20 protein-coding genes are annotated in these 22,632 nt (G+C 71.2%); 15 read left to right on the top strand and 5 right to left on the bottom strand.

All coding sequences use genetic code 11. The annotated features are described in order from the left end of the window. The 8 genes from gntD to IEY86_RS26285 all read left to right on the top strand — a co-directional run bounded on the left by gntD (nt 1) and on the right by IEY86_RS26285 (nt 9,104). Complete coding sequence (gene gntD / locus IEY86_RS26250; protein WP_189134332.1) at nt 1-1,101, top strand: guanitoxin biosynthesis L-enduracididine beta-hydroxylase GntD; 1,101 nt, start codon at nt 1-3, stop codon at nt 1,099-1,101. A gap of 6 nt (nt 1,102-1,107) precedes the next feature. Further along, nucleotides 1,108-2,349 carry a capreomycidine synthase gene (vioD, locus tag IEY86_RS26255; RefSeq protein WP_189134333.1) on the top strand — a complete coding sequence of 414 codons (1,242 nt, stop codon included), beginning with the start codon at nt 1,108-1,110 and terminating at the stop codon, nt 2,347-2,349. A 305-nt stretch (nt 2,350-2,654) separates the two neighbouring features. Further along, on the top strand, nt 2,655-3,905 hold the full coding sequence (locus tag IEY86_RS26260; RefSeq protein ID WP_189134334.1) for a helix-turn-helix domain-containing protein: 1,251 nt from the start codon (nt 2,655-2,657) through the stop codon (nt 3,903-3,905). 357 nt (nt 3,906-4,262) lie between these two features. Further along, nucleotides 4,263-4,469: an MbtH family protein gene (locus tag IEY86_RS26265; RefSeq protein WP_189134335.1), complete on the top strand. Its 207-nt coding sequence runs from the start codon at nt 4,263-4,265 to the stop codon at nt 4,467-4,469. A gap of 94 nt (nt 4,470-4,563) precedes the next feature. Next, nucleotides 4,564-5,598: a 3,5-dihydroxyphenylacetyl-CoA synthase DpgA gene (dpgA, locus tag IEY86_RS26270; protein ID WP_189134394.1), complete on the top strand. Its 1,035-nt coding sequence runs from the start codon at nt 4,564-4,566 to the stop codon at nt 5,596-5,598. A gap of 41 nt (nt 5,599-5,639) precedes the next feature. Then, complete coding sequence (dpgB, locus tag IEY86_RS26275) at nt 5,640-6,317, top strand: enoyl-CoA-hydratase DpgB (protein ID WP_189134336.1); 678 nt, start codon at nt 5,640-5,642, stop codon at nt 6,315-6,317. Between the two features lie 39 nt (nt 6,318-6,356). Further along, on the top strand, nt 6,357-7,691 hold the full coding sequence (dpgC, locus tag IEY86_RS26280; protein WP_189134337.1) for a (3,5-dihydroxyphenyl)acetyl-CoA 1,2-dioxygenase DpgC: 1,335 nt from the start codon (nt 6,357-6,359) through the stop codon (nt 7,689-7,691). A 48-nt stretch (nt 7,692-7,739) separates the two neighbouring features. Continuing rightward, complete coding sequence (locus tag IEY86_RS26285) at nt 7,740-9,104, top strand: aminotransferase-like domain-containing protein (protein ID WP_189134338.1); 1,365 nt, start codon at nt 7,740-7,742, stop codon at nt 9,102-9,104. Between the two features lie 180 nt (nt 9,105-9,284). Here the strand turns inward: IEY86_RS26285 and IEY86_RS26290 are convergent, their stop codons facing one another. Then, entirely contained in the window at nt 9,285-10,721 is a 1,437-nt protein-coding gene (locus IEY86_RS26290; protein WP_189134339.1) for a leucine-rich repeat domain-containing protein, read from the bottom strand. Nucleotides 10,722-11,923: 1,202 nt separating this feature from the next. Between IEY86_RS26290 and IEY86_RS26295 the strand changes: the two genes are divergently transcribed. Continuing rightward, complete coding sequence (locus IEY86_RS26295) at nt 11,924-12,385, top strand: Lrp/AsnC family transcriptional regulator (RefSeq protein WP_229698770.1); 462 nt, start codon at nt 11,924-11,926, stop codon at nt 12,383-12,385. Nucleotides 12,386-12,617: 232 nt separating this feature from the next. Continuing rightward, nucleotides 12,618-15,557 (top strand): helix-turn-helix transcriptional regulator, encoded by a 2,940-nt coding sequence (locus tag IEY86_RS26300; RefSeq protein ID WP_189134340.1) that lies wholly within the window; start codon nt 12,618-12,620, stop codon nt 15,555-15,557. 233 nt (nt 15,558-15,790) lie between these two features. On the opposite strand, the gene IEY86_RS26305 is transcribed toward IEY86_RS26300, so the two are convergent. Further along, nucleotides 15,791-16,165, bottom strand: coding sequence for a TraR/DksA family transcriptional regulator (locus IEY86_RS26305; protein ID WP_189134341.1), 375 nt, complete (start codon nt 16,163-16,165; stop codon nt 15,791-15,793). On the opposite strand from IEY86_RS26305, the gene IEY86_RS26310 reads away from it, so the two are divergent. Further along, on the top strand, nt 16,164-16,355 hold the full coding sequence (locus tag IEY86_RS26310; RefSeq protein ID WP_189134342.1) for a hypothetical protein: 192 nt from the start codon (nt 16,164-16,166) through the stop codon (nt 16,353-16,355). The genes IEY86_RS26305 and IEY86_RS26310 overlap by 2 nt on opposite strands. Before the next feature lie 142 nt (nt 16,356-16,497). Here the strand turns inward: IEY86_RS26310 and IEY86_RS26315 are convergent, their stop codons facing one another. The 3 genes from IEY86_RS26315 to IEY86_RS26325 all read right to left on the bottom strand — a co-directional run bounded on the left by IEY86_RS26315 (nt 16,498) and on the right by IEY86_RS26325 (nt 19,156). Then, the gene (locus tag IEY86_RS26315) at nt 16,498-17,136 is read right to left on the bottom strand and encodes a choice-of-anchor C family protein (RefSeq protein WP_189134343.1); all 639 of its coding nucleotides are present in this window, start codon (nt 17,134-17,136) and stop codon (nt 16,498-16,500) included. 549 nt (nt 17,137-17,685) lie between these two features. Then, a complete protein-coding gene (locus IEY86_RS26320) occupies nt 17,686-18,366 on the bottom strand; it encodes a hypothetical protein (protein ID WP_189134344.1) in 681 nt (226 codons plus the stop codon). A 70-nt stretch (nt 18,367-18,436) separates the two neighbouring features. Next, nucleotides 18,437-19,156, bottom strand: a complete 720-nt coding sequence (locus tag IEY86_RS26325; protein ID WP_189134345.1) for a GntR family transcriptional regulator — start codon at nt 19,154-19,156, stop codon at nt 18,437-18,439. Nucleotides 19,157-19,328: 172 nt separating this feature from the next. Between IEY86_RS26325 and IEY86_RS26330 the strand changes: the two genes are divergently transcribed. Genes IEY86_RS26330 through IEY86_RS26345 form a run of 4 tightly spaced genes read left to right on the top strand, consistent with a single transcriptional unit; the run spans nt 19,329 to nt 22,498 of the window. Next, nucleotides 19,329-20,123, top strand: a complete 795-nt coding sequence (locus IEY86_RS26330; RefSeq protein WP_189134346.1) for a putative hydro-lyase — start codon at nt 19,329-19,331, stop codon at nt 20,121-20,123. 52 nt (nt 20,124-20,175) lie between these two features. Continuing rightward, nucleotides 20,176-20,940, top strand: coding sequence for a LamB/YcsF family protein (locus IEY86_RS26335; protein ID WP_189134347.1), 765 nt, complete (start codon nt 20,176-20,178; stop codon nt 20,938-20,940). Beyond that, nucleotides 20,937-21,620 carry a 5-oxoprolinase subunit B family protein gene (locus IEY86_RS26340; RefSeq protein WP_189134348.1) on the top strand — a complete coding sequence of 228 codons (684 nt, stop codon included), beginning with the start codon at nt 20,937-20,939 and terminating at the stop codon, nt 21,618-21,620. Before IEY86_RS26335 ends, IEY86_RS26340 begins: the two co-directional genes overlap by 4 nt. Then, nucleotides 21,617-22,498: a 5-oxoprolinase subunit C family protein gene (locus IEY86_RS26345; protein WP_189134349.1), complete on the top strand. Its 882-nt coding sequence runs from the start codon at nt 21,617-21,619 to the stop codon at nt 22,496-22,498. Before IEY86_RS26340 ends, IEY86_RS26345 begins: the two co-directional genes overlap by 4 nt. Nucleotides 22,499-22,632: the final 134 nt, after the last annotated feature.

Below are 22,632 nucleotides of genomic sequence, written 5' to 3' on the forward strand. Positions count from 1 at the left end.
ATGTTCCGCGAGAGCCGCACCACCGCGCCCGATGCCGGGAGCAAAGCGCCGACGTCCGACACCGATCCCGTATCCACCCGGCCGACCGGGGTCCACCGATACCGGTTGAGCCCGAGCGAGTCGGGCGAGGCCTTCGCCCTCGCGAGCAGCCTGGCCAACGAGTACCGGCGGGTGGACAACCCGCGCTTCCTCGCCGACGTGAGTGTGATCGCCCACGATCTGCCCCGAGGGGTCAGACTGGCCGTCAACACCGCTCGCCTGGACGACCGCAAGCACGGACTGGTGATCTGCGGCAACCGGGTGGACCAGGCCGGGCTGGGTCCGACGCCGGCCCGCTGGCAGCTCGCGGACACCCCGGAGAGCAGGGCCCACGGGTTTCTGATCATGCTCTACGGCTCGCTCCTCGGCGACGTCATCGCCTGGGCCACCCAGCAGGACGGGCGGATCGTGACCGAAGTCGTGCCCACGCCCGGCATGGAGGAGAGCCTGGTCAGCTCGAGCAGCCGCAAGGAGCTCGGCTGGCACACCGAGGACGCCTTCTCGCCCTACCGCGCGGACTTCGTGGGCCTGCTGTGCCTGCGCAGCCCGGAGCTGACCGCCACCACGCTGGGCCACCTCGACCCGGCGGCGATGCCCGCGGAGGTGATGGACGTGCTCACCCAGCCCCGTTTCCACATCGTTCCGGACGCCTCGCACGACGCCACGCTCAACTCCTGCCCGGCCGCCGACCGGCGCGCCGAGGCATTCCGCCGACTCGACGAGGTCCGCCGCCGACCGCCGCTGATCCCGCTGGTCACCGGGCACCCCGGCGCTCCGGTGCTGCGCATCGACAGCGACTACGTGGCACCCGCCGAAGGAGACGAGGAGGCGGCGCACGCGCTCAAGTGGCTGATCGACCACCTCGACGGCAGTCTCTACGACTTCCCGCTCGGCCCCGGCGACATGGGCTTCATCGACAACCGGAACGTGGTCCACGGCAGGCGCCCGTTCCGCCCCCGGTACGACGGCACCGATCGATGGCTCAAGAGGATCAACGTCGTCGAGGACTTCAGGCGCACCCGCCCGGGCCGCGCGGACATGACCACACGAGTGATCGGCTGACCCGAGATGCCTTCCACCGACCCGCTACTCGTGCGCACGGTTCTCGACGAGGCCTCCGGCCACCGGATCCCGCCCGTGGGCGATGTCTCCCCCCGCGCACTCGGTGACATCGAGCCGGCCCTGCTGGAGGACTGGTTCCGCACCCGCTACTTCGACGCCCGTATCGATGTGTCCAGTTCGGGTGCCCAGAACTACACCCTCGGCCGGCTGCGCACCATGCTCGGCATCGGGACCGAGGAGCTCGACGCGCTCATGTTCCGCGACAGCCCGTCGCTGGGCTGCGAGCCCCTGCGGGCCGCGGTCGCCGCCCGCTACGCCCCCGACCGGCCCGAGCGCGTCATGGTCACCCACGGCTCGACGGAGGGCATCTTCCTCGCCCTGTCCGCGATCGTGCGTCCGGGGGACGAGGTGGTCGTCCTTCGGCCGGTGTACCAGTCGCTGTCGTCGGTGGCGGCCGCGCTGGGCGCGACCCTCAAGGTGTGGGAGCTGCGGCCGGAGGACGACTTCGAACCGGACATCTCCCGGCTGCGGGACCTGTTGGGGCCGCGGACGCGGGCGGTGCTGGTGAACTTCCCGCACAACCCGACCGGCGCCATGCCGGAGCCCGCCGCCCACCAGGAGCTGCTGTCCCTGGTCGAGTCCCATGGCTGCCATCTGCTGTGGGACGCGGCCTTCGCCGAACTGGTCCACGAGCGCCCGCCGCTGCCCGACCCGGCCGCCTCACTCGACCGCTGTGTCTCCTTCGGCACCCTGTCGAAGGCGTTCGGGCTGCCCGGCCTGCGCATCGGCTGGTGCATCGCGCCCCCGGACGTCCTCGCGGCGATGGTCAAGCTGCGCGACTACGTCACCATCAGCACCTCCCCGCTCAACGAGCTGATCGCCACCAGGGTGATGGAGCGCGCGGACAGGACGCTCCGACCGCTTCGGGAGCAGGCGCGCCGCAATCGGCGGGTCCTCATGGACTGGGCGGCGCAGAACTCCGCTCTGGTCGGCCTGCCGACGCCCCATGGCGGAGTGAGCGCCTTCCCGCTCTTTCCCGACGTGCCCGACATGACGGGGCTGTGCGAACGCCTTCTGGAGGACGACGGGGTGCTGGTCGTCCCCGGCGAGTGCTTCGGGCACCCGAACCGGCTCCGTATCGGGTTCGGCGGTCCGACCGAGGAGCTTCGCGGCGGACTGGACGCGGTGGCCCGTGCGGTGGCGGAAGCCGTGGCGCCGCTGCGTGGATCGCGCCGACCGGAAAGCTGACCGGAATTGCGGTGCCTTTCCGGCATTGCCGCACGTCTCGATGTGGATACTATGACCAGCCGTGGCGGCGTCAGTCACTACGGTGGCATAAACTGTCAATGGCGATGACGTGTTGTTTGTACCGGTGGACCAGGGGGTTCGATCCCAACGGTGGTCGGCGCTGTTTCATCAGCTCGCACCGGCTGCTGAGAATATCGTGGCCACCGACTCCGGCGGGGGCCGGACCATGTGCTGGTCGGCGGAGGTGACCGGGACGACAGCTGATCGGCTCGAACACCGCTTGGCGTGCGCCTCCCATTCACGGCATGGAAAGCAGCGAGACGATGAACTACCTGGCACAGCCGGCATTCGGCCAGCTGCTCGGCCGGCTCCGGCGCGAGAAGGGCCTGTCCCAGGCGGACATCGCCGGTGACGGGGTCTCCTCCAGTTATGTCTCGCGGCTCGAGTCGGGGCATCGCGCACCCACCGCCCAGGCCGTGCGGCACCTGTCGGTGCGCCTGGACGTCCCCGAGGACGCCTTCCTGGCCCGTTCGCCGCAGATGATCCCCGCCCTGCTGGCCGAGGGCGTCGCCGCGCTGGAGGACTCCCGCCACGTGGCGGCGGTGGAGGCGCTGACCGCGGCCGCCGAGGAAGCGGGGGACGTCGCCCCCGAGCTGCTGTGGCAGGTCCTGTGGAATCTGGCCAGGGCGCATGAGCAACTGGGTGAGCACGCGGAGCGGCAGAAGGTGCTGTCCCGGCTGCTCGCCGTCGGCGAGACGCTGAACTCACCCGTTCTGCAGGTGAAGGCCCTCGTCGGGCTGTCCACCTGCGCCCAACTGGCCGACAATCCCGAGGAGGCCGTCGCGCTGGCCGACCAGGCCCTCGCGCTCAGCGAGCGGCATCCGCAGGTCTCCCGCGCCGACGAGGCCCGGATCCTGCTGGCGCTGGTGGCCGCGCAGTCCCAGGCGGGGCGGTGGTCCGAGGCCCAGCGGCATGCCGAGCTGGCGCTGGAGATCCCCTCGGGCGAGCTGGGACCGCTGCGCGCGCAGGTGCTGTGGACCGCCGCCACGGTGGCCGCCCGCCAGGGACACACGGACCAGGGGCTCGCCCGGCTGGAAGAAGCCCTCGGCATCGCCGACCGGAAGGAGAGCCCGCTGCTGTGGGGCCGGTTGAGGCTGGCCGCGATCCCGCTGGCCCTGCGTGTCCAGGAGGAGGTGACCTCCCAGGTGGACCAGTGGTGCCGGGAGGCCGCGAACGTCGTCGACCTGCTCGGCGACCGGGCGGACGAGGCCCGGATGAAGGCCGTTCAGGCGCGAGTGGCCTTCCACCGGGGAAACCTGGAGTCGGCGGCGGAGCTGGCCCGTGACGTCCTGGCGGATCCGGATGCCCTTCCCCACCAGGACCGGATGAGGGTCGAGATCCTGCTGCACCAGGCCGAGATCGGGCTGGGGCGGCCCGACGAGGCCGTGGCGGCCCTGCGATCGGTCGCCGAGCGGCTCCAGGCGTCCGCCAGCCTCGATCTGGCGACGGAGGCATGGAAGGCCCTGGCCGAGGCGCTCGTCCGAGCGCAGCGCTGAGCCGGCCGCCTCCGAGCCGGTCATCCGAGTCGGCCGCCTGAGCCGGCCGCCGGGCCTCGTTCCGCCGTCGGCGCGTCCGTCCAACGGCCCGCGGTCCGGGGCCCCATGGCCGCCCGGTTGGGCCAACTCCCCGGCCCACCAGGGCTGTCATCACTACTGGCAATTCTTGTCATGACGCCTTGACTGAAGTTGACATCGCGTCTAGTGTCGCCTGTGACGTCAGGGTGTGTCGTCGGGCCGCCCCGGCTGTACGCAGCGGCCGCCTCCGGCGTGCCGCCGCACGACGTGCGCGCACCGCGGCACCTCTCACTCGCATCTCATCCGCAGCTCAACTGCTGATCCAACTGGAGGGCGGAAGTGTCCAATCCGTTCGAGGACGACTCGGCCGAGTACAAGGTTCTGATCAACGACGAGGGCCAGCATTCCCTCTGGCCGGCGTTCGCCCGGGTGCCGGACGGCTGGACCGTGGCCCTCGACGACTCTTCCCGGCAGGACTGCCTGGGATACATCGAAGAGCACTGGACCGATCTGCGCCCCTTGAGCCTCATCGCCGCCAGTTCCTGACGGCCGGCCGACGACCACATGCCTGCTTTCCGGCAGCAGATGCACCGAGGTGCGCAGCGTGATCACTGATGTGCGAACTCCGTCCCCTCGTCTGATGGGGCTGGGCACGGCGAATCCCGCGACCAGCTATTCGCAGGAGGACATCCTGCGGATCTTCGGGATCAAGGACCCGCGGGTCACCTCCCTCTTCCTCAACAGCCATATCGACCGGCGGCATCTGCACCTTCCGCCGTTGGACCCGGACGGCTCGCCACGAGTGGAGACACAGGGCGAGCTTCTGCTCAAGCACCGGACCGACGGGATCGAACTCGCCGCGCAGGCGCTCCAGTCCTGCCTCAAGGACATGGGCGCCGATCTCGGGGAGGTCGGCTACCTGTGCTGTGTCACGTCCACGGGAATGCTGACGCCGGGATTCAGCGCGCTCCTCATCAAGGAACTCGGGCTGCCGGTCACCTGCGGTCGGCTGGATGTCGTGGGCATGGGGTGCAACGCCGGACTCAACGGCCTCAATCCCACGGCCGCGTGGGCGAGCAGCAACCCGGGCCGGCTGGCGGTCATGATCTGCGTGGAGGCGTGTTCCGCCGCGTACGTCTTCGACGGGACCCTGCGGACAGCGGTGGTCAACGGCCTGTTCGGTGACGGCGCCGCAGCCGTCGGCGTCATCGCCGCCGACAGCCCGGCCGCCGAGGGGCCCGCGGTGCTCAAGTTCAGCAGCCGTATCATCCCGGACGCGGTCGAGGCCATGCGCTACGACTGGGACGAGGTCCACGGCAAGTTCAGCTTCTTCATCGACCGCGATGTGCCGTACGTCGTCGGTGCGCACGCCGAGGAGGCGGTCGCCAACCTGCTGCGGGGAACCGGTCTTCGGCGCAGCGACATCACCCACTGGATCGTGCACTCCGGCGGCAAGAAGGTCATCGACGCGGTCAAGATCAACCTTGGGTTGGCCTCGTACGACCTGCGGCACACCTCATCGGTGCTCAGGGACTACGGGAATCTCTCCAGCGGATCGTTTCTCTTCTCCTACCAGCGGCTCATGGCGGAGGAGGTCGCCCGGCCCGGCGACTACGGAGTGCTGATGACCATGGGGCCGGGTTCCACGATCGAGACAGCACTCGTCCAGTGGTAGCAAACTCCCTCGAACGAATATCAGGGCGGGCGAATCATCTGATGGCAATTCACCAGGAGACCGACTTCACCGTCGAGATCCGCAGCGCCGACATCCTTGAGGCTTCCACGGTCCGCAGGATCGCCGAGATCTGCGACCGCGTGGAGGACGCCCGGACCGGTGATGTCCTGCTGGTGCAGGTGCGTGGCGACGACGGCGGTGACACGGGGCATCCGCGCTCGCGCGACCTCGACATCCATCTCGTCAACAAGTGGGAGCGGGCGCTGCGCAGGCTGGAGCGGCTGCCTGTGGCGACGGTGGCAGTCGCCACAGGTGAGTGCGCTGGTCCGGCCGCCGAGGTCCTGCTGACGACGGACTACCGTGTGGCGGCTCCGGACCTGGTGCTGCGGCTGCCCTCCTCGGGCGGCGCTCCCTGGCCCGGCATGGCGCTGTTCCGTCTGGCGACCCAGATCGGGGTCCACCGGGCACGTCGGTCCGCGCTGTTCGGCGCCGCGACAACAGCCGAGAAGGCACTCGCCCTCGGGCTCGTCGACGAGATCACCGACGATCCCGAGGAGGCCGTCGGCGTCGCCGTGAAGAACTTCCAGGGCGCCCGGGCCGGCGACATCTCGGTGCGCAGGCGACTGCTGATGGACGCCATGAGCTCGACCTTCGAGGACGCGCTCGGCTCCCATCTGGCCGCGTGCGACCGGGCCCTGCGTCCCGCCGGGCAGCTCTGAACAAGCGGACACCACTGCGACCGGACGGGGATCAAGGCAATGTCACCACCCACTGGAGCCAACGCCCCGCTCCTGACCGGGGACTTCACCGCGGACACCGCGGCGGTCGGCGCACAGCTGAGCACCGCGCGGGAGCAGTTGGCCGAACTGCCCCCGCGCCGGGAGCGATCACCCGAGCAGCACACCCTGGGGGAAGCGGTCCTCGACCGCGCGAGGGCCGCCCGGCTCGGCTTCGTCCGAGCGCACGGGCAAAGGCTCCACGACGAACTCACCGACGCGGGGCGTACGGCGCCGCGGCTGCCCGAACTGGCCTTCGGGGCAGCCGATCTGCTCCCCGGGCTGGCCCCCACTCGTGAGGTGATCGCCGCCGAGCGGCGCAGGATCCAGCCGGACAAGGAGGGGCACGAGGTCGACCAGGGCATTCTGTTCTGGGGTCTGCTGCGTGCGCGAGTGGCCGGCTCCCGGCTCATGGACGCCATGCGCCGGCCGACGCCCAGGGCACTGGCCGCACTCGAGGAGTTCCGCCGCGCGGGTGCCGCGGAGCTCGGCACGGTCACCGTGGAGCGCCGGGACGGAATCGGCCATGTCACGGTCCACAATGTGAGCTGCCTGAACGCCGAGGACAACGCCCTCGCCGACGACTTCGAGACCGCCGTCGACCTTGTCCTGCTCGATGACAGCGTGCATGTGGGGGTCGTGCGCGGGGCCCGGATGACGCACCCCCGCTACGCGGGACGGCGGGTGTTCAACTCCGGCATCAATCTGACTCAGCTGTACAACGGGCAGATCTCCTTGGTCGATTTCCTGCTCCGCCGCGAACTCGGCTACATCAACAAGATCCTGCGCGGAATCCGCACCGAGGCCGGTGACCCCGCCGCTCCCGACGAGTGCGTCGAAAAGCCCTGGGTCGCCGCCGTCGACACCCACGCCATCGGCGGTGGAATGCAGCTGCTCCTCGTGTTCGACCATGTGATCGCCGAGACCGGGGCGTATTTCACCCTGCCCGCGGTCCAGGAGGGCATCGTCCCGGGAGCGGCCAACTTCCGGCTGAGCCGCGTGGTCGGGCACCGCCTCGCCCGCCGGATCATCCTGGGCGGCAGGAAGGTCCGGGCAGCGGACCCCGAGGCCCTGCTGATCTGCGACGAGGTGGTCGAGCCCGGGCGGATGGACAAGGCGGTGCGGTCCGCCGCCGAGCGCCTGGACAACCCTTCGGTGGCCGGCAACCGCCGGATGCTCACCGTCGCGGACGAGCCCGCCGAACGCTTCCGTGAGTACATGGCCGAGTTCTCCCTGGAACAGTCCCGCCGCCTCTACAGCCGCGATGTGATGGACAACCTGGAGAGGACCTGGATCAGCCGCGCACAGCGGCGCTGACCTCGGCCGGGCACCCGGCGTCTCAAAACTTTCGTGAAGGGCGTGAACATGGCCGATCATTCGGTGCTTTCCCGGGAAGCCGTACTCGAGATCGACCGGTCGGCGCTGCATGCCGCCGTCGCCGATCCCGTCATGGAGTCGGTGACCTTCCTGACCGAGGTGATGTCGAAGTTCCCCGACGCCGTCTCGTTCGCACCCGGTGCGCCGCATGAGAGCTTCTTCGGCAGCGTGGACATCGCACGCCACATCGAGAGCTATGTCGGGTACCTGTGCCGGGAGCGGGGGCTGACCCGGGCCCAGGCCGAGCGGCGGGTCTTCCAGTACGGGGCCACGCCCGGTCAGATCAACGAGCTGGTGGCGCGGGCGCTGCGCACCGACGAGGGCATTGACGTCCCGCCCGAGGCGGTGGTGGTCACCGTGGGCTGCCAGGAGGCCATCTTCATCACCCTGCGCGCCCTGCACGCCGGCCCCGAGGACGTCCTCCTCGTGGCCGACCCCTGCTACGTCGGAGTCGTCGGCGCCGCACGCCTGCTGGGCATCGAGATCCGGGGTGTCGAGCAGCCGGCGGACGGGTTCGACGTGGCCGCGCTGCACCGCGAGTGCCTGGCCGTCCGCGCGGAGGGCAAGCGTCCCAGGGCCCTGTACCTGGTGCCGGACTTCTCCAACCCCTCCGGTGCGCGGCTCGACCTGGACGCCAGGAAGGCCCTGCTCGAGGCAGCGGCCGAAGAGGATCTGGTGATCCTGGAGGACAACCCGTACGGCTTCACCGCGGCGCAGGGAACGCGCCTGCCCACCCTGAAGGCACTGGACCGCAACCGCCGAGTCGTCTACCTGGGCACCTTCGCCAAGGTGTGCCTGCCCGGAGCCCGAGTCGGTTTCGCGGTGGCCGACCAGCAGGTGCGCGGGCCAGGTGAGCGGCCACGTCTGCTGGCAGCCGAACTCGCGGCGGTCAAGAGCATGGTCACGGTGAACACCTCCCCGATCGGCCAGGCGGTCATCGGCGGCATGCTGGTCGAGTCCGGGGGCTCGCTGCAGGCGATGATCCGGGAGAAGTCCGAGTTCTACCAGCGCAATCTGAAGCTGCTGATCGACGCCCTGGAACGGCACTTCCCACCAGATGCGCGGGCCAGGGAGGGGATCCACTGGGAAACACCGGAGGGCGGGTTCTTCCTGGTCATGACGCTTCCCTTCACCGCGGACGACGCGATGGTGGAAGTGTCCGCCCGCGACTTCGGCGTCCTGTGGACCCCCATGAGCCACTTCTTCGTCGGCGGGAGCGGAGGACTGCGGCAGATACGGCTGTCGCTGAGCTATCTGGACGACGATCGGATGGAAGAGGGCGCCGCCCGGCTGGCGGCGTTCGTCCGAAGCCGGACCGAGACCCGGAACTGCCTTGTCACCACGTCGGGATAGTCCGGGAACCCGCCGCGGGCCCCCGGACCGGACGGAGCGCTCGCACATGCCTGGCTCCCCGTGCGGCCGCCCCGGGGCGGGTCCGCGCTCATACCCCCCGCCACCGCGTCGTCAGCTGTCGGTCGGCGGGTCCGTCCACCCGCGCCGGGTCGTACGGCTGATGGGTTCCGGGGATGCTGGTCACCGGGGAACGTGTCTTCGGTCGTCCAGGGTCCGTCCGCCCCACCCGCTGATGTCCAGCTCCTCCAGGGTGCGGATGTCCCACACGCTGGTGAGCAGGTCGCCGCTGGGCTCGGGCTGGACCGGCCATCGCGTCACCCCGCTCAGGCGCAGGACACGAAGGCTGGGGAGCCTGGCCAGTTCGGGAAGCCGCCGCAGGTGGGCCGACAGCGACCCTCGAAGGTCCAGTTCCTCCAGCGAGGTCATCGCGATCAGCTCGTCGGGGATCTCCGACAGGAAGATGCCCGACAGGTCCAGGGACCGCAGGCCGGACAGCCGTGTGACGACCCAGGGGAAGTCCACCGGCGAGCCCGGCTGCCGCGGGCACATGCTCGCCAGGTCCAGCGTTCGCAGTGCCTGGAGCCCGGCGATGGAGTCGGGCAGGGGGCATGTCAGCCGGGCCGCGCGCAGCACCTCGAGGCGGGAGAGGTCGCCCAACTCGTCGGGCAGGGCCTCGAAGCGGTTTCCGGAGATGTCGAGGACACGCAGGTTGCGCAGTCGGCCGATGGCCTCGGGCAGCCGGGTCAGACCCATCCCGGAGATGTCCAGTTCCTCCAGCGCGGTCAGCTCACCGATGTGGTCGTCGAGGATGCCCGGATCGTTGTCGCCGGCCAGTGAGAGGTAGCGCAGATGACGGAACGCGAGCAGCGGCGCGGGCGCCTTGCCCGGTGTGTGCTCGGGGAGTTGGGGCTCGGTGGCCTCGACGGCGCCCGGCGGCGGGGGGCCGAGTGACTTCAGCACCCTCAGCCCGCGCGGCTGGATGCCCGGACGCAGGATCGGCTCTCCGGCACGCAGTGTCCGGCTGATCCGGTGCTCGTCGACCTGACCCTTGTCGAGCAGTTCCGGCAGCACGATGTCGGCCAGCTCATCGGCGGTGAAGTCGACCGGGCAACTGGTCCGGCAGGGGTCCGCGGCGACCACGGCTTCCGGCCGCGCGGCGAAGGACATGGTGAAGAACAGTGTGTTGACCACGATCTGAGCGCGGGTACGCCCCTTGACCACGAGGCGTCCCCGGTCCTGTCCGTGGTGGCCCTGGATACGGCCGGCGACGACGAGATCGCCGCCCACGACGACGTTCGGGCAGCCGGAGAGCAGCACATTGCGGGCCCGCAGGTTCCCGGTGACGAGGAAGAAGCCACCACTGCCCTCGTCCCACCAGTCGAGGTCCGCGTCGATGGTCAGATCCCCGTCGACGATCACGTCGTAGGGGATCCGGTGGGAGTCGGCCTCCGGCGCCAGGTTGCCCGCGATGCGCAGGCCGCCCCGGTAGAGCCGGACCTCCCGCTCGCCGGTGAAGTCCTGGTCGGGGCACTCGGCGCCGGTGGACAGGCCGAACCGGTCGAGTGCCTCCGTGACGGGCACCTTTTCCCAAGTGGACGTCAGCTGCTCGAAAGACATGTTCCCTCACGTTCTGTGGTCCGGGCTGTCCGGAGCACGCACGGCGTCGCCGTGTCGAGCCTCCGGCCAGTGGAGCGGGCACACCTGACAGCCTTGCTGTGTTGCGGGCGGTCGACGCGCGCCGGTTGATGCGCGTAGAACCAAGCTGGCAGGGTCGTTCAGGGTGGGGGACGGGCATCCGCGGGCTTCGCGGCAGGGGGCATCGGGCACCTTCACGTTCACGGGCGGCAGCGGGTGGCGGCTCAGCAGCGGTCGGACGGTTGGGGAGGGGCGACGACCCGCGGGCGTCGCCTGGCCGACTTGGGACGAATCGGGCCTGGACGGGACCGTGGGAACCGCGTGGGCCGACCGGACGGCCGGGCTCGGCGCGGGCCGCCCGACCCGGCGGGCAGCCGTACCACGGTGGAGCGACCAGGGGCGCGCTGAACTTCCGGGCCGCGTCCGGGGGCCGGTGGATCCCTTCCGGGATCCCGGTCGTGAGTGTCCCGGCCGTCGGATTCTCGCGGGTGGCCTCAGAGTCGGGAACGGGGACCCGTCGAGGCCGTCGGAGGCGAGGTACACGCCGTGACCGGCGCCGGGGGCGTCGGCGCGCCTCCCGCCGGGCAGCGCCCGTCGAAGGCGCCGTCCAGCGCGAAACCCCGAGCGTCGGGGACGGTCACCGCAGTCTCGTCGGACGGCATGGGAACTGCTCCTGTACGTCGTGTCGTTCGGTCTGGCGACCTGTGAAGGAGTCGCCCGCCGCCGCGGCGGGGACCGTGCGGCTCGGGCGTTCGGTACCAACTCCGTTCTGAGCAAGGGCATTTGAGTGTCCGAACTCGAACCACCCTGCAACACAACACCGGCGTAGGCATCGGTAGAACTACGTAATCGCTCGAGGCCGGAACTTGCCGCGCTCGACCGGACGGGTCCGTTCCGCCTGGTCATGGGCGTGACACCCGCGGATTCGAGGGACTTCCCCAGCGCAAGGCCCCTTGACAGGGCCGCAGGGCGGTGTCCTCCGAAGAAGCCGCGGTCGGCGCTCGTCGGCGCCCGTACGGCGAGTGGTCCGGTGCTCGGCGGAGCGCCGCCCGCGGTGCGCCCCGCCGCCGTAGTCGGGGCACCGCGGTCCGTCTATCCTCTGGGGGCCCTGACTCGCACATCCGAAGGAGCAGCCGAGTTGACCTGTAGCCTTTGCCGATTTCCCTCGGTCGTACGCTGATCGCGTGACGGACCTCATCGAATTGGACGCATCCGACAGGATCCTGATCCGCCGGCTTCAGGACGATGGCCGGGCCTCCTACACCGACCTCGGCCGTGAGGTGGGCATGTCGGCTCCGGCCGTCCGCGCCCGCGTCCGGCGGCTGGTGGACAGCGGAGTGCTGCAGATCGCGGCGGTGACCAACCCGCTCGCGCTCGGCCTGCCCGTCATGGCGCTGATCGGCATCAAGGTCGACCGGCACCCCAGAGAGATCACCGAGGCGCTCGGTGACATCGACAATGTGATCTACCTCGTCGCGACAGCAGGCTCGTTCGACCTGTTCGCCGAAGTGGTGTGCCGGTCGATGGACGAACTGTCGACCGTCATCAACGACGGTATCCGTGCCATCCCCGGCGTGAGGGAGGCCGAGTCGTTCCCGTACTTCGGCATCCATGTCCACCGCTTCGACTGGGATGTCCCGGACTGAAGCGTTTCCCGGCCGCGGCGCGCCGCCGTCCCAGCACAGCACAATCTGAAGCCCGGAAGGGATCTCTCTTCAAGTTCTGAAGTAGAGTCCCCCATCCCCCTTCAGTGTCGTACCATTCGAACCGTTGGCCGCCAACAGCCGCCAACGGAGGCGAACGTCTGCCACAGGGGTGCGCGTCCAACGGTCCCCCCAGGGGCAGAAAGCCTGGGGGATGCGACCGGGGGGAGCGCATATGTTCGCCGTGCCGAAGCGGGAGGCGCACGGCCTCTTGGCGGGGAGGGACACGGAGACGGCCCGGCTCGCCCGGCTCGTGGAGTCCCTCGGGCGCGGTCGGGGGGCTGTGCTGGAGATCGCCGGGGACCCGGGTGCCGGCAAGTCACGGCTGCTGTCCCTTCTGGCGCAGCTGGCCGAGCGGCGTGGTGCCCAGGTGGTCAGAGCGTGCGGCACACGCTGGGGCGTCGCCCCGTACCAGGCCCTGCGGCAGGCCTGGGGCGACCGGCCCGACATCTGCCCCCTTCCGGCCGACCCCGCCGACGACGACTCGCTCGAGCGCACGGTCCGCTCCCTGCTCGCGCAATGGGCGTCGCGGGACGGCGGAGGTGTGCTGCTCCTGGACGACTTCCATCTGTTCGACCGGGAGTCGGCGGCCCTCGCCGCCCAGCTCATCCGCACCCCCTTGGCGGGTCCCCTCGTCCTCGCCGTGGCACACCGCCCCCGGCAGACTCCCGCACCCTTGCGGGACGCGCTGGAGTGCGGCGCCAGGACCGGTTCCGTCATCCGTTTCGACCTCGAGCCGCTGGACCGCCGCGCCGTGGCCGCGCTGCTCGACGGCTGGCGCACGGATGCGGGCGTGCCCGCGTCGCCGGGCGCTTTCGCCGGTGGTGCCACGGCTTCGCGTACCGGCGCGGCGTGGCACCACGATCCCGCCCGGTACGCCGAGTCGCTGCACGACGCCTGCGCGGGCAACCCGCGGGATCTGCGGATCCTCGTGGCCGCGGGGTGGCGGCCGGACGGGTGGCCGCAGGTCCCCGGGGCCGACCGGGACGGACTGCTCGGCGAGGCGGCGGCGCTGACCGCGGAGCTGGACGCGCTCTTCCCGGACGCGGCGGCGGCTGCCGCGGCGGCGGCGGTTCTGGGGGACCGCTTCCGGCCCGAGGACGTCGCCAAGGTCTCCGGACTCGGGCCGAGGCGCACTTTGGACGCACTCGCCGAACTCGGCCGCGCCGACCTCGTACGACCGCTCGCCCACGGCGGGCAGTTCACATTCCGCTGCCGTGTGCTGCGGCATGTCGTCCATGAGCACGCGGAGCCGTCCTTCAGACTGGCCGCCCACCGCCGGGCGATGGAACTGCTGGCCGGGCGCGGTGCGTCCGCCGCCGCGCGGGCCCGGCACGCCGAGCACGTCCTGGGCATGGATGCCGCCTCGGCCCTCCAGGTGCTGGCCGAGGGCGCCATGGAGGTCATCGCCGAGGAACCCGGAACCGCGGCCCGTTGGCTGAACCTGGCGCTGCAGTGCCTGCCGGGGGCGGAGGGAGCGGAGGGAGCGGATACGGGGCGGCCGACCCGCGCCGCCTTGAGCATCGCCTGCTGCCGCGCCCTGACGGCCGCCGGGCGGCTCGAGGAGGCCCGCCGTCTCGCCCATGAACTGCTGGGCGCCGCCTCGGACTTGCCGCTGAACCTGCGGATGGGGGCGTACGCGGCCTGCGCCGATGTCGAGCGGCTGCTGGGCCGCTACGACGAGGCGCAAGCGGTGGCGCTCGCGGCTCTCGACCAGATGCCCAGGCCACTGCCCGCGCACGCGGCCGAACCGGCCTTCCGCTACGGGCTGGTGCACTTGCTGAGCGGCACCTACCAGCAGGCAAGGGCGCTGGTGCGCGAGGCGGCCTCGGCGTCGGCCGACGAGGCCGCCCACAGGCAGATCCGCGTCCTCGCGGCCTGCGGCGAGGCGGACCTCGGATTCGCGGACACGGCGGCCTGCGAACTCACCGAGTGCTCCCGTCTGATCGACGCCCTGCCGGACGCCGTGCTCGCGGGCTCCCCGGAACTGCTCGCGATGATCGGTCGCTCCGAGCTCTACATGGAGCGCTTCCCCGACGCGTGGCGCCACCTCAACCGGGGACTGGCGGTCAATGCCGAGCGCGCCGGGCAGGTCGTCGCCGCGCACCATCAGATGTTGCTCTCCGCCCTCGACCAGTGGACCGGACGGCTCGATCGGGCGGAGCACTGGGCACGGGAGTCGGAGCGGTATGCCCGCAGGGCCGGCCGGGACGACATGGCTGGGCACGCCATGACGATGCGCGCGGGCGCCCTGATGTGGGCCCGGGGGCGACGCGATGCCGCCGAGATCGTCGCGCTCGCCGAGCACGGCGCCGCCCGTGGCACCGGGCCCTGCCCGGACCGCCGCACCGGCCTGGCGACCGGCATGCTCGCCCAGATACGGCTCATGAACGGGGATGCTCCCGGCTGCACTCGGGCCCTGCTCCAGGGCGGGGGCGGCGAAGGACTGCCGCTGTTCGAACCGCCGCTGCGGCCCTGGCTGCTGGCCATGCTGGCGGTTGCGGCGCTGGACTGCGGAGATGTCGGCGCCGCTCACCGCTGGGCCATGGACGCGGACCTGGCGGCGGAGCAACTCGGCCTGCCCGTCCAGCAGGCCTACGCCCACAGGGCACGGGCCTCGCTCCACGCGGCGGACGGCGAACACGACGCCGCGGCCAAGCTGTTCGCGGAGTCGGCGGAAGTCCTCCGGCACGCCGGGATGCCGGTGCAGCACGCCTGGACCCTGGTGACCGGGGCCCGTTCGGCCAGTGAGGCGCTCGGCCCGTCGACCGCGTTGGACTGGCTGAACTCGGCGGTCGCGCTGTCCCGCGGCTGCGGGGCGTTGCGGGTGCGCGACGACGCGGCGCGGATCCAGAAGGACTTGGCCGCCAGGGGAGCGGTCCGGGCTGCGGGGGCGGCCGCGGGGCAGGAGGTGATGGTCCTGCTCACCGAACGGGAGCGCGAGATCGCCAAACTCGCGGCCGCGGGCAAGCGTTCACGGGAGATCGCCGTCCAGCTCTTCCTGAGCCCCAGGACGGTGGAGGCCCACCTGTCGCGGATCTACCGCAAACTCGACATCTCCTCCCGCGCCGCGCTGGCCAGCTGCTTCCTGCGCGCCGCCCCGAACGATCTGTGAGAGCCGGGCGAGCGGTGCGCCGCGCCGACGCGGACGGCGTCGCGGAGATCGTGGAGCGCGGTGACCAGGGGAATTGCACGCGCGCACGAACGCGGCAGCCGCTGAGGGGATTGTGGTGGCTCCGGCGAGGATGCCGATGATCCCGCCGATGGTCGCCAGAGCTGCGAGCATGCCGCCGAACCGCGCGGAGACGGCCAAGAGGAACCGACCGCTGCGGGGGACCGCCGCGGCGATCAGCGGATGCGGGCTTCTGCGCAGCGTACGCACGTGCGGGCGGCGGGGCGGACCTCCAGGCGTTCCGTCGGGATCGGTTCGCCGCACACCTCGCACCGTCCGTACTCGCCGTTCTCCAGCCGCTCCAGTGCCTGATCCAGATCGGCGAGGTGCTCGCGCGCCCGCGCCAGCAGGGAGGCGACATGGGCCCGCTCGAAGGCGGTGCTCGATCCCTCCGGATCGTGCTCGTCGTCGATCGCCACCAGGGCATTCGCCTCGACGATCGCCGTGAAGTCGCGACTCAGCGCGCCGATCTGCGCACTCGTGCTCGCGCGCTCGGCCTCCAGCCGCTCGCGGACGGCGCAGAAGTCCGCATCACGCGACGCATCGCTCATGACGTCGACAACACCGGCATCCACGGTCGGCATTCCAGGATTCCCGGCATCGCGCACCCGCGGCCGCCGCGGCGGTCACCCGTCCAGCCCCGGGGACCGGTCGGCACTGGCCGCGTCGGCAGCCGGTGCGGCGATCAGCGGCGCGACGCGCGCCGTGGTGGTGTGGCTGATCGACCAGTTGTCCGAGTGACCCCGGCGGTGGCAGCGGACGGCGGTTGCCCAGCCGCACGCGCGGGCTGGAGCGGACCGGTCGGCGCAATGCCGATCGGTCCGCCGTTCTGAGCCGCTGAACCGCGCTCGTCAGGGCGCCGCGGTGGCGCCCGCCGCTGCCGTCAGCAGGAGGGGCACGGTGGGCACGGCTGGACCAGGACATCGTCGATCACGGGTCCCCGAGCGCTGTTCGCGGTGGTGCTGGCGAACGTCAGGGTCGTGGTGGGGTTCCTGGCGACGAACGTCAGCTGCCGTGTCACGTATCCCATGTTCGTCGACGACTTGCCGGTGATGTCGAAGGAGAAGTCCTGGAAGTCCTGTCCGTCGACGAGCACCTTGCCGGTCTTGACCACCGGAGGCGTGCCCGGGTTGCCGGCCAGCGAGTACGTGACCGTGTACTTGGTGCCCGGGGTCGTGGTGAAGGTCTGTGCGACCGCCCCGGGGCTCGTGCCGTTGAGGTCGACGGACTGGTCGCCCTCCGCCGCCTGCCAGTACCCGGCGCCGATCAGGTCGACCGAGCCGGTGGTGACCCGCCATGGGCCGATGGACTGCGCCGCCGCGTACGTCTGGAAGCTGCCCGCCGGCGCTAAGGGGGTTTCGAAGCTGCCGTCGTCGAAGCGACTGGCAGCGGCGGCCGCCACCGAGAGGCGGTTCGCCTTGCCATTGCTGTGAGCCGTGGCGGCCACCGCGGTTCCGGTGCCGGCGTACAAGGCGGCCGCGGTGACAGCGGCGGCAGCGGCGATGGTGCGCGAAGCGAGCATGGAAGCCTCCTGGAGAAGAAATGCGCGAGAGGCGCAATCAGCTGTGACGCATTGAATTTCCCGCTTTCCGGCGCGGACGCCAAGACCGGGGCGAGGGCGCACAGTGGCGCGGCCTCATATTCTTCTGTTCCGCACGCCGCTTGTCGGCCGGTCTGCTTCCGCATTACCCATTCGAGTGATCGGCGGCTATTGGCCGACGCCTTTGCTCGCGGCGGCGCCAGTATTGCGTCGCAGTGGTCCAGAGCCCCGCCGCCTCGATCGGCGGAAGAAAATCGGTTCGTTCCCGACGAACATCCGACCCTGCTGGCGCCCGGAGCTCAGCCGACTGCCGCCGGGTGCGTCCGAATACGCTTGCACCGCGTTCAGGGGTTGCTCCATGGCCTGACTCCAGGCCGTTTCGTCCGGGAATCGCGCCGCCCTGTTGTGATTTCCTCCCGAAAGGCCTGGGCCGTGCGCACCGACCCGCACCGTCGTCCCACCGACGTCGCCCACGCGGTGCCGCCCCGGTGGAAAGCGACAACGGGCCCGCCCGCACCGCGGGCGGGATCCCTACCCTCGGCCCACCGCCGCCAGGCGCTCCGGGCGCGGCACATCGGGCCGCAGCACCGGCCGCCCCTCCCGCAGCGCCTCGCCGACCTTGCGAACGTCGATGCCTCCGTCCGCATCGAGGAGTTCCGCAAGCACGACGCCGGCCGACTCCTCCTCGGTGAAGTCGACGGGACATGTACTGCGGTGAGGGTTGGCGATCAGCACGGCCTCCGGCCGACGGGTCAGATCCAAGCCGAAGTACAGGGTGGCGACGACGACGCGAGCACGAGTGCGGCCCCTCACCGCCAGGTATCCGCCCCCCTCGCCGCAGCTGCCCTGGATGCCTCCGGCCACGGTCACATCGCCGCGCACCACGACATTGGGGCAGCCGGACAGCAGCACATTGCGCGCTCGCGCGTCCCCGGTGACCAACAGGAAGTTGCCACTGCCCTCGTCCCACCAGGTCATGTCACCGTCGACGGTGAGATCCCCGTCGACGATCACGTTGTAGGGCACCCGGTCGACATCGGACTCCGGCGCCAGGTCCCCCTCGATGCGCAGCCCGCTCTCGTAGAGGCGTATCTCCTGCTCGTCGGCGAAGTCCTGGTACGGATACCCGACGCCGTCGGAGACAGCGAACCTCTCCTCGGCCTCTTCCGCCGTGATGATCCGAAAGCCCGTCGGCGAGGTCACTGTGTTCATGACCGGACTGTAGGAGCCCCCACCGACAACCGTCGGCCTTCCCGGGCCGCCCTGCCTTGCGCCCGCGGTCTCAGCGGTTCGCTTCCAAGGGCTTGCCCTTGGCGATGCGGTCGGCGTAGGTCTGGACGAGCTGGGTTTCAGCGTCGTCCAGGTAGGCCGACAGGAGGAGTTCCGCCTTGACCGGGTTGGCCGCTTCCAGGGCGGCGAGGATTTCGCGGTTGCGGGCCAGATAGGGCTCGTGGAAGCTGCGGGGGTTGTCCATCACATGGAAGACCAGGCGGAGTTCGGCCAGGACTCCGCGCATCAACTCGTCCGTGCGGGGGCTGTTGGCGAGTGCGGTGACGGCGTGGTGGAAGTGGATGTTGGCGGTGCCCAGCTCCAGCCACGCGCCCTGCTCGGCGGCCCGTTCGCCCTCGGCCACCGCCGCCGCGGCCGTCTCCAGGGGGTACGGAGGTACGCCCAGGTTGCGTACCGCGGCGCACTCGATGAGCCTGCGCACGCGGTAGATGTCGACGACGTCCTCCACCGCGAGGACGCGGACGAAGACTCCCCGGTTGAGCTCATGGGTGAGCAACCGCTCATGGGTGAGCAGGCGGAAGGCCTCGCGAAGGGTGTTGCGGGAGATCCCCAGGGCGCTGCCGATGCTGTCCTCGGACAGCTTGCTCCCGGGGGGCAGGTGGCCCTCGGCGATGCGGGTCCGCAGGATGTCGGCGACCCGCTCCGCGGTGCTGGTGCGTCCCAGCAGTGCCCGGTCGCTCGCCAGTACGGCAGGGTCGACCTCGGCAGCCATGGTTCCCGTCCCTCGTTCCGGGCGGCCCGGTGGCCGCCTTGCCGCGCATTCCATTCCTTGCTGCCCCATTCAATCGAAAAACGGAGAGCGAAACAACACGGGGCTTGTCGGATCGTTGAACAATCCCCTATCTTTGGTCGCATAAGCCATCCCTGAGCCCGAGAGGACCGCGATGACGACATTCGCCGAGCCCGAGCTCCTGGTCCCAGGACAGGCGCGAGCCGGGTTCCGTGACGGTATCCGCTCGCCCACCGCCGGGTGGTGTGCCGGGTACACCCAGGCCAACCTCATCTCGGTACCCGAGGACTGGGCCGACGACGTCCTGCTGTTCTGCCGGCGCAACCCCAAGCCGTGTCCCGTGCTCGACGTGACCGAGCGCGGCTCGTCGTCCACATCGCTCGCTCCCGGCGCCGACCTGCGCACCGATGTGCCGCTGTACCGGGTGTGGGATTCGGGCGAGCTCGTCGACGAGCCGTCCGACGTCACGGCGGCCTGGCGCGACGACCTCGTCACCTTCGTCATCGGATGCAGCTTCACCTTCGAGACCGCGCTGGCCGAGGCGGGAGTTCCGCTGCGCCATGTCGCTCAGGGGCGCAACGTCGCGATGTACCGGACGAGCGTCGAGTGCCGCCCGGCCGGAAGGCTCCATGGGCCGATGGTCGTCTCCATGCGCCAGATCCCCGCGGGCCTGGTGGAGACGGCCACCCGCGTGAGCGCGCTCATGCCCGCCGTGCACGGCGCACCGGTGCACACGGGCGACCCCGCCGCCCTCGGTATCACCGACCTGGCGCGCCCCGACTTCGGCGATCCCGTGGACGCCGAGCCCGGGGACGTCCCGGTGTTCTGGGGCTGCGGAGTGACCCCCCAGGCGGCCCTGATGGCCTCGCGCCCGCCCTTCGCGATCACGCACGCGCCCGGGTACATGCTCATCACCGACGCTCGCGACGCGGACTACCGCATTGCGTGACCTCACCTCGCTCGGACCGGGAACCGCAGGCATTCGAGGAGACAGGGCGGCGATGGTACGGACAGTGATCGACCTCAACGCGGACCTCGGTGAGGGCTTCGGCCGCTGGACCCTCACCGACGACGCCGCGATGCTCTCGCTGGTCACCAGCGCCAACGTCGCCTGCGGCTTCCACGCCGGCGACCCCAGCACCCTGCGCCGCATCTGCGAGACCGCGGTGGACAGGGGTGTGCGCATCGGCGCGCATGTCTCCTACCGGGACCTGGCGGGCTTCGGCCGCCGCGCCATGGAGGTGCCCGGGGACGAACTGGCCGATGAGATCAGCTACCAGATCGGTGCCCTCCAGGTGTTCGCGCGCGCGGCCGGGTCAACGGTCGCCTATGTCAAGCCGCACGGGGCGCTGTACAACCGGGTGGTCTGCGACGAGGCCCAGGCTTTCGCCGTGGCCGCGGGCATTCGCCTGGCCCACCGGGAACTCCCGGTGCTCGGCCTGCCCGGCTCGGCCCTGCACACGGCGGCGCGCCGCGCGGGGCTCCCGGTCGTCAACGAGGCCTTCGTCGACCGCGCCTATACCGCCGCGGGGACACTCGTCCCACGTGGAGACCCGGGCGCCGTGGTCACCGACGCCGAGCGGATCGCCAGGACGGCCGTCTCCCTCGCCCGCGACGGAAGGACCACCGCGCTCGACGGCACGCCGGTACGGGTACGGGCCCGATCGCTGTGCCTGCACGGGGACACCCCCGGCGCGGTCGAGCTCGCCGGGCGTGTGCGGCGGGCACTGGAGGTGGCCGAGGTCACGGTGGAGGCATTCGTATGAAGGTGATGCCCGTCGGGGAGGACTCGCTGCTCGTGGGCCTCGACACCGCGCTGGAGGCACAGGCCCTGCACGCCGAGCTGCTGCGCCGGCTGGCCGCGGGCACCCTGCCGCCGGTGCGCGAGATCGTTCCGGCGGCGCAGACGGTCCTGCTGTACGGGGTGAGCGGTCCCGAAGCCCTCGCCGCCGAACTGCGGCGCTGGACCGTTCCGGAACCGGGGCCCTACAGCGGCCCGCTCGTCGAGATCCCCGTGCGCTACGACGGCGAAGACCTCCGGGAGGTGGCCGCGCTGTGGGGCGTCGGCCCGGCCGAGGTGGCGAGGGTGCACAGCGGTGCGGAGCACCGTGTGGCGTTCTGCGGTTTCGCTCCGGGCTTCGGCTACCTGACCGGAATGGGCGAGCGATACCACGTGCCACGCCGGGCCACTCCCCGCACACGCGTCCCCGCCGGATCCGTGGCGCTGGCGGGCCCCTACACGGGCATCTACCCTCGTTCCTCCCCGGGCGGCTGGCAGCTGATCGGGACCACCCGTGCGCGGTTGTGGGACATGGACCGGGAACCGGCTGCCCTGCTGGCTCCGGGCACCAGGGTGCGGTTCGTACCGGAGGAGACCGAGGACGGGTGCGGCGGCGGGGCGCGGACCGCCCCGGCGAGCGCCCCGAGTGTTCAGGGGGACGCGTGAGCGGGGCCAAGCTGGAGATCGTGCGCGCCGGTGCGCTCACGACGATCCAGGACCTGGGGCGCTTCGGCCACGCCGCCCTCGGGGTGCCGCGATCCGGTGCGCTGGACCAGCCCGCGCACCGGCTCGCCAACCGGTTGGTGGGCAATCCGGACAGCGCGGCGACACTCGAGACCACGGTCAACGGGGTGTCCGTGAGCGCCACCCGGACCGTCACCGTCGCCGTGACCGGCGCTCCGGCTCCGGTGCGCGTCGACGGCCGGCCGGTGGCTTGGGCAGGCGCCGTCCGCCTGCCGTCCGGCGCGGTGCTGGAGGTCGGCGGCGCGACCGCTGGCCTGCGCAGCTATGTGGCCGTCAGCGGTGGTGTGGCCGTCGCCCCCGTCCTCGGCAGCCGTTCCACGGACCTGCTCTCCGGCCTCGGCCCGCGTCCTCTCGCGAACGGGGACACCCTGCCGGTGGGCGAGGCACCCCAAGTCCTTCCGGCCGCAGCGGACATCGCGCTGTGGGAGGCACCGCCGAAGGAACTGGTGCTGCCGGTCCTGCTGGGTCCTCGTGACGACTGGTTCACCGCTGATGGGCTGCGGACCCTCGCCGCGGGGCGATTCTCGGTCTCTCCCAACAGCAACCGGATCGCCCTGCGGACCGAGGGGCCTTCCCTGGAGCGGGCGGTCCTGAGTGAACTGCCCAGCGAGGGAATGGTGCTGGGAGCGATCCAAGTGCCGCCCGACGGAAAGCCCGTGGTCTTTCTCGCCGACTGCCCGACAACCGGCGGCTACCCGGTGGCCGGTGTCGTGCCGCAGGCTCATCTGGCCGCGGCCGCGCAGGCGGTACCGGGTACCCCGGTGCGCTTTGTACCCGTCCGCCGCAGGCGGGCCCGGTAGCTGGCGGCGGCCCGCGGCGCCGGGCCGCCGCCAGCTGTCACCCGCGGCGGTTACCTCTCACCCGCGGCGGCCGCGGCGGCTCGTCGGCCACCGCGACCGCCGTGGGCCACGTCGTTGGCCGGTTGCCGCGACGG

Origin of the sequence: Wenjunlia tyrosinilytica, assembly GCF_014646055.1 — a bacterium.
Taxonomy (GTDB): domain Bacteria; phylum Actinomycetota; class Actinomycetes; order Streptomycetales; family Streptomycetaceae; genus Wenjunlia; species Wenjunlia tyrosinilytica.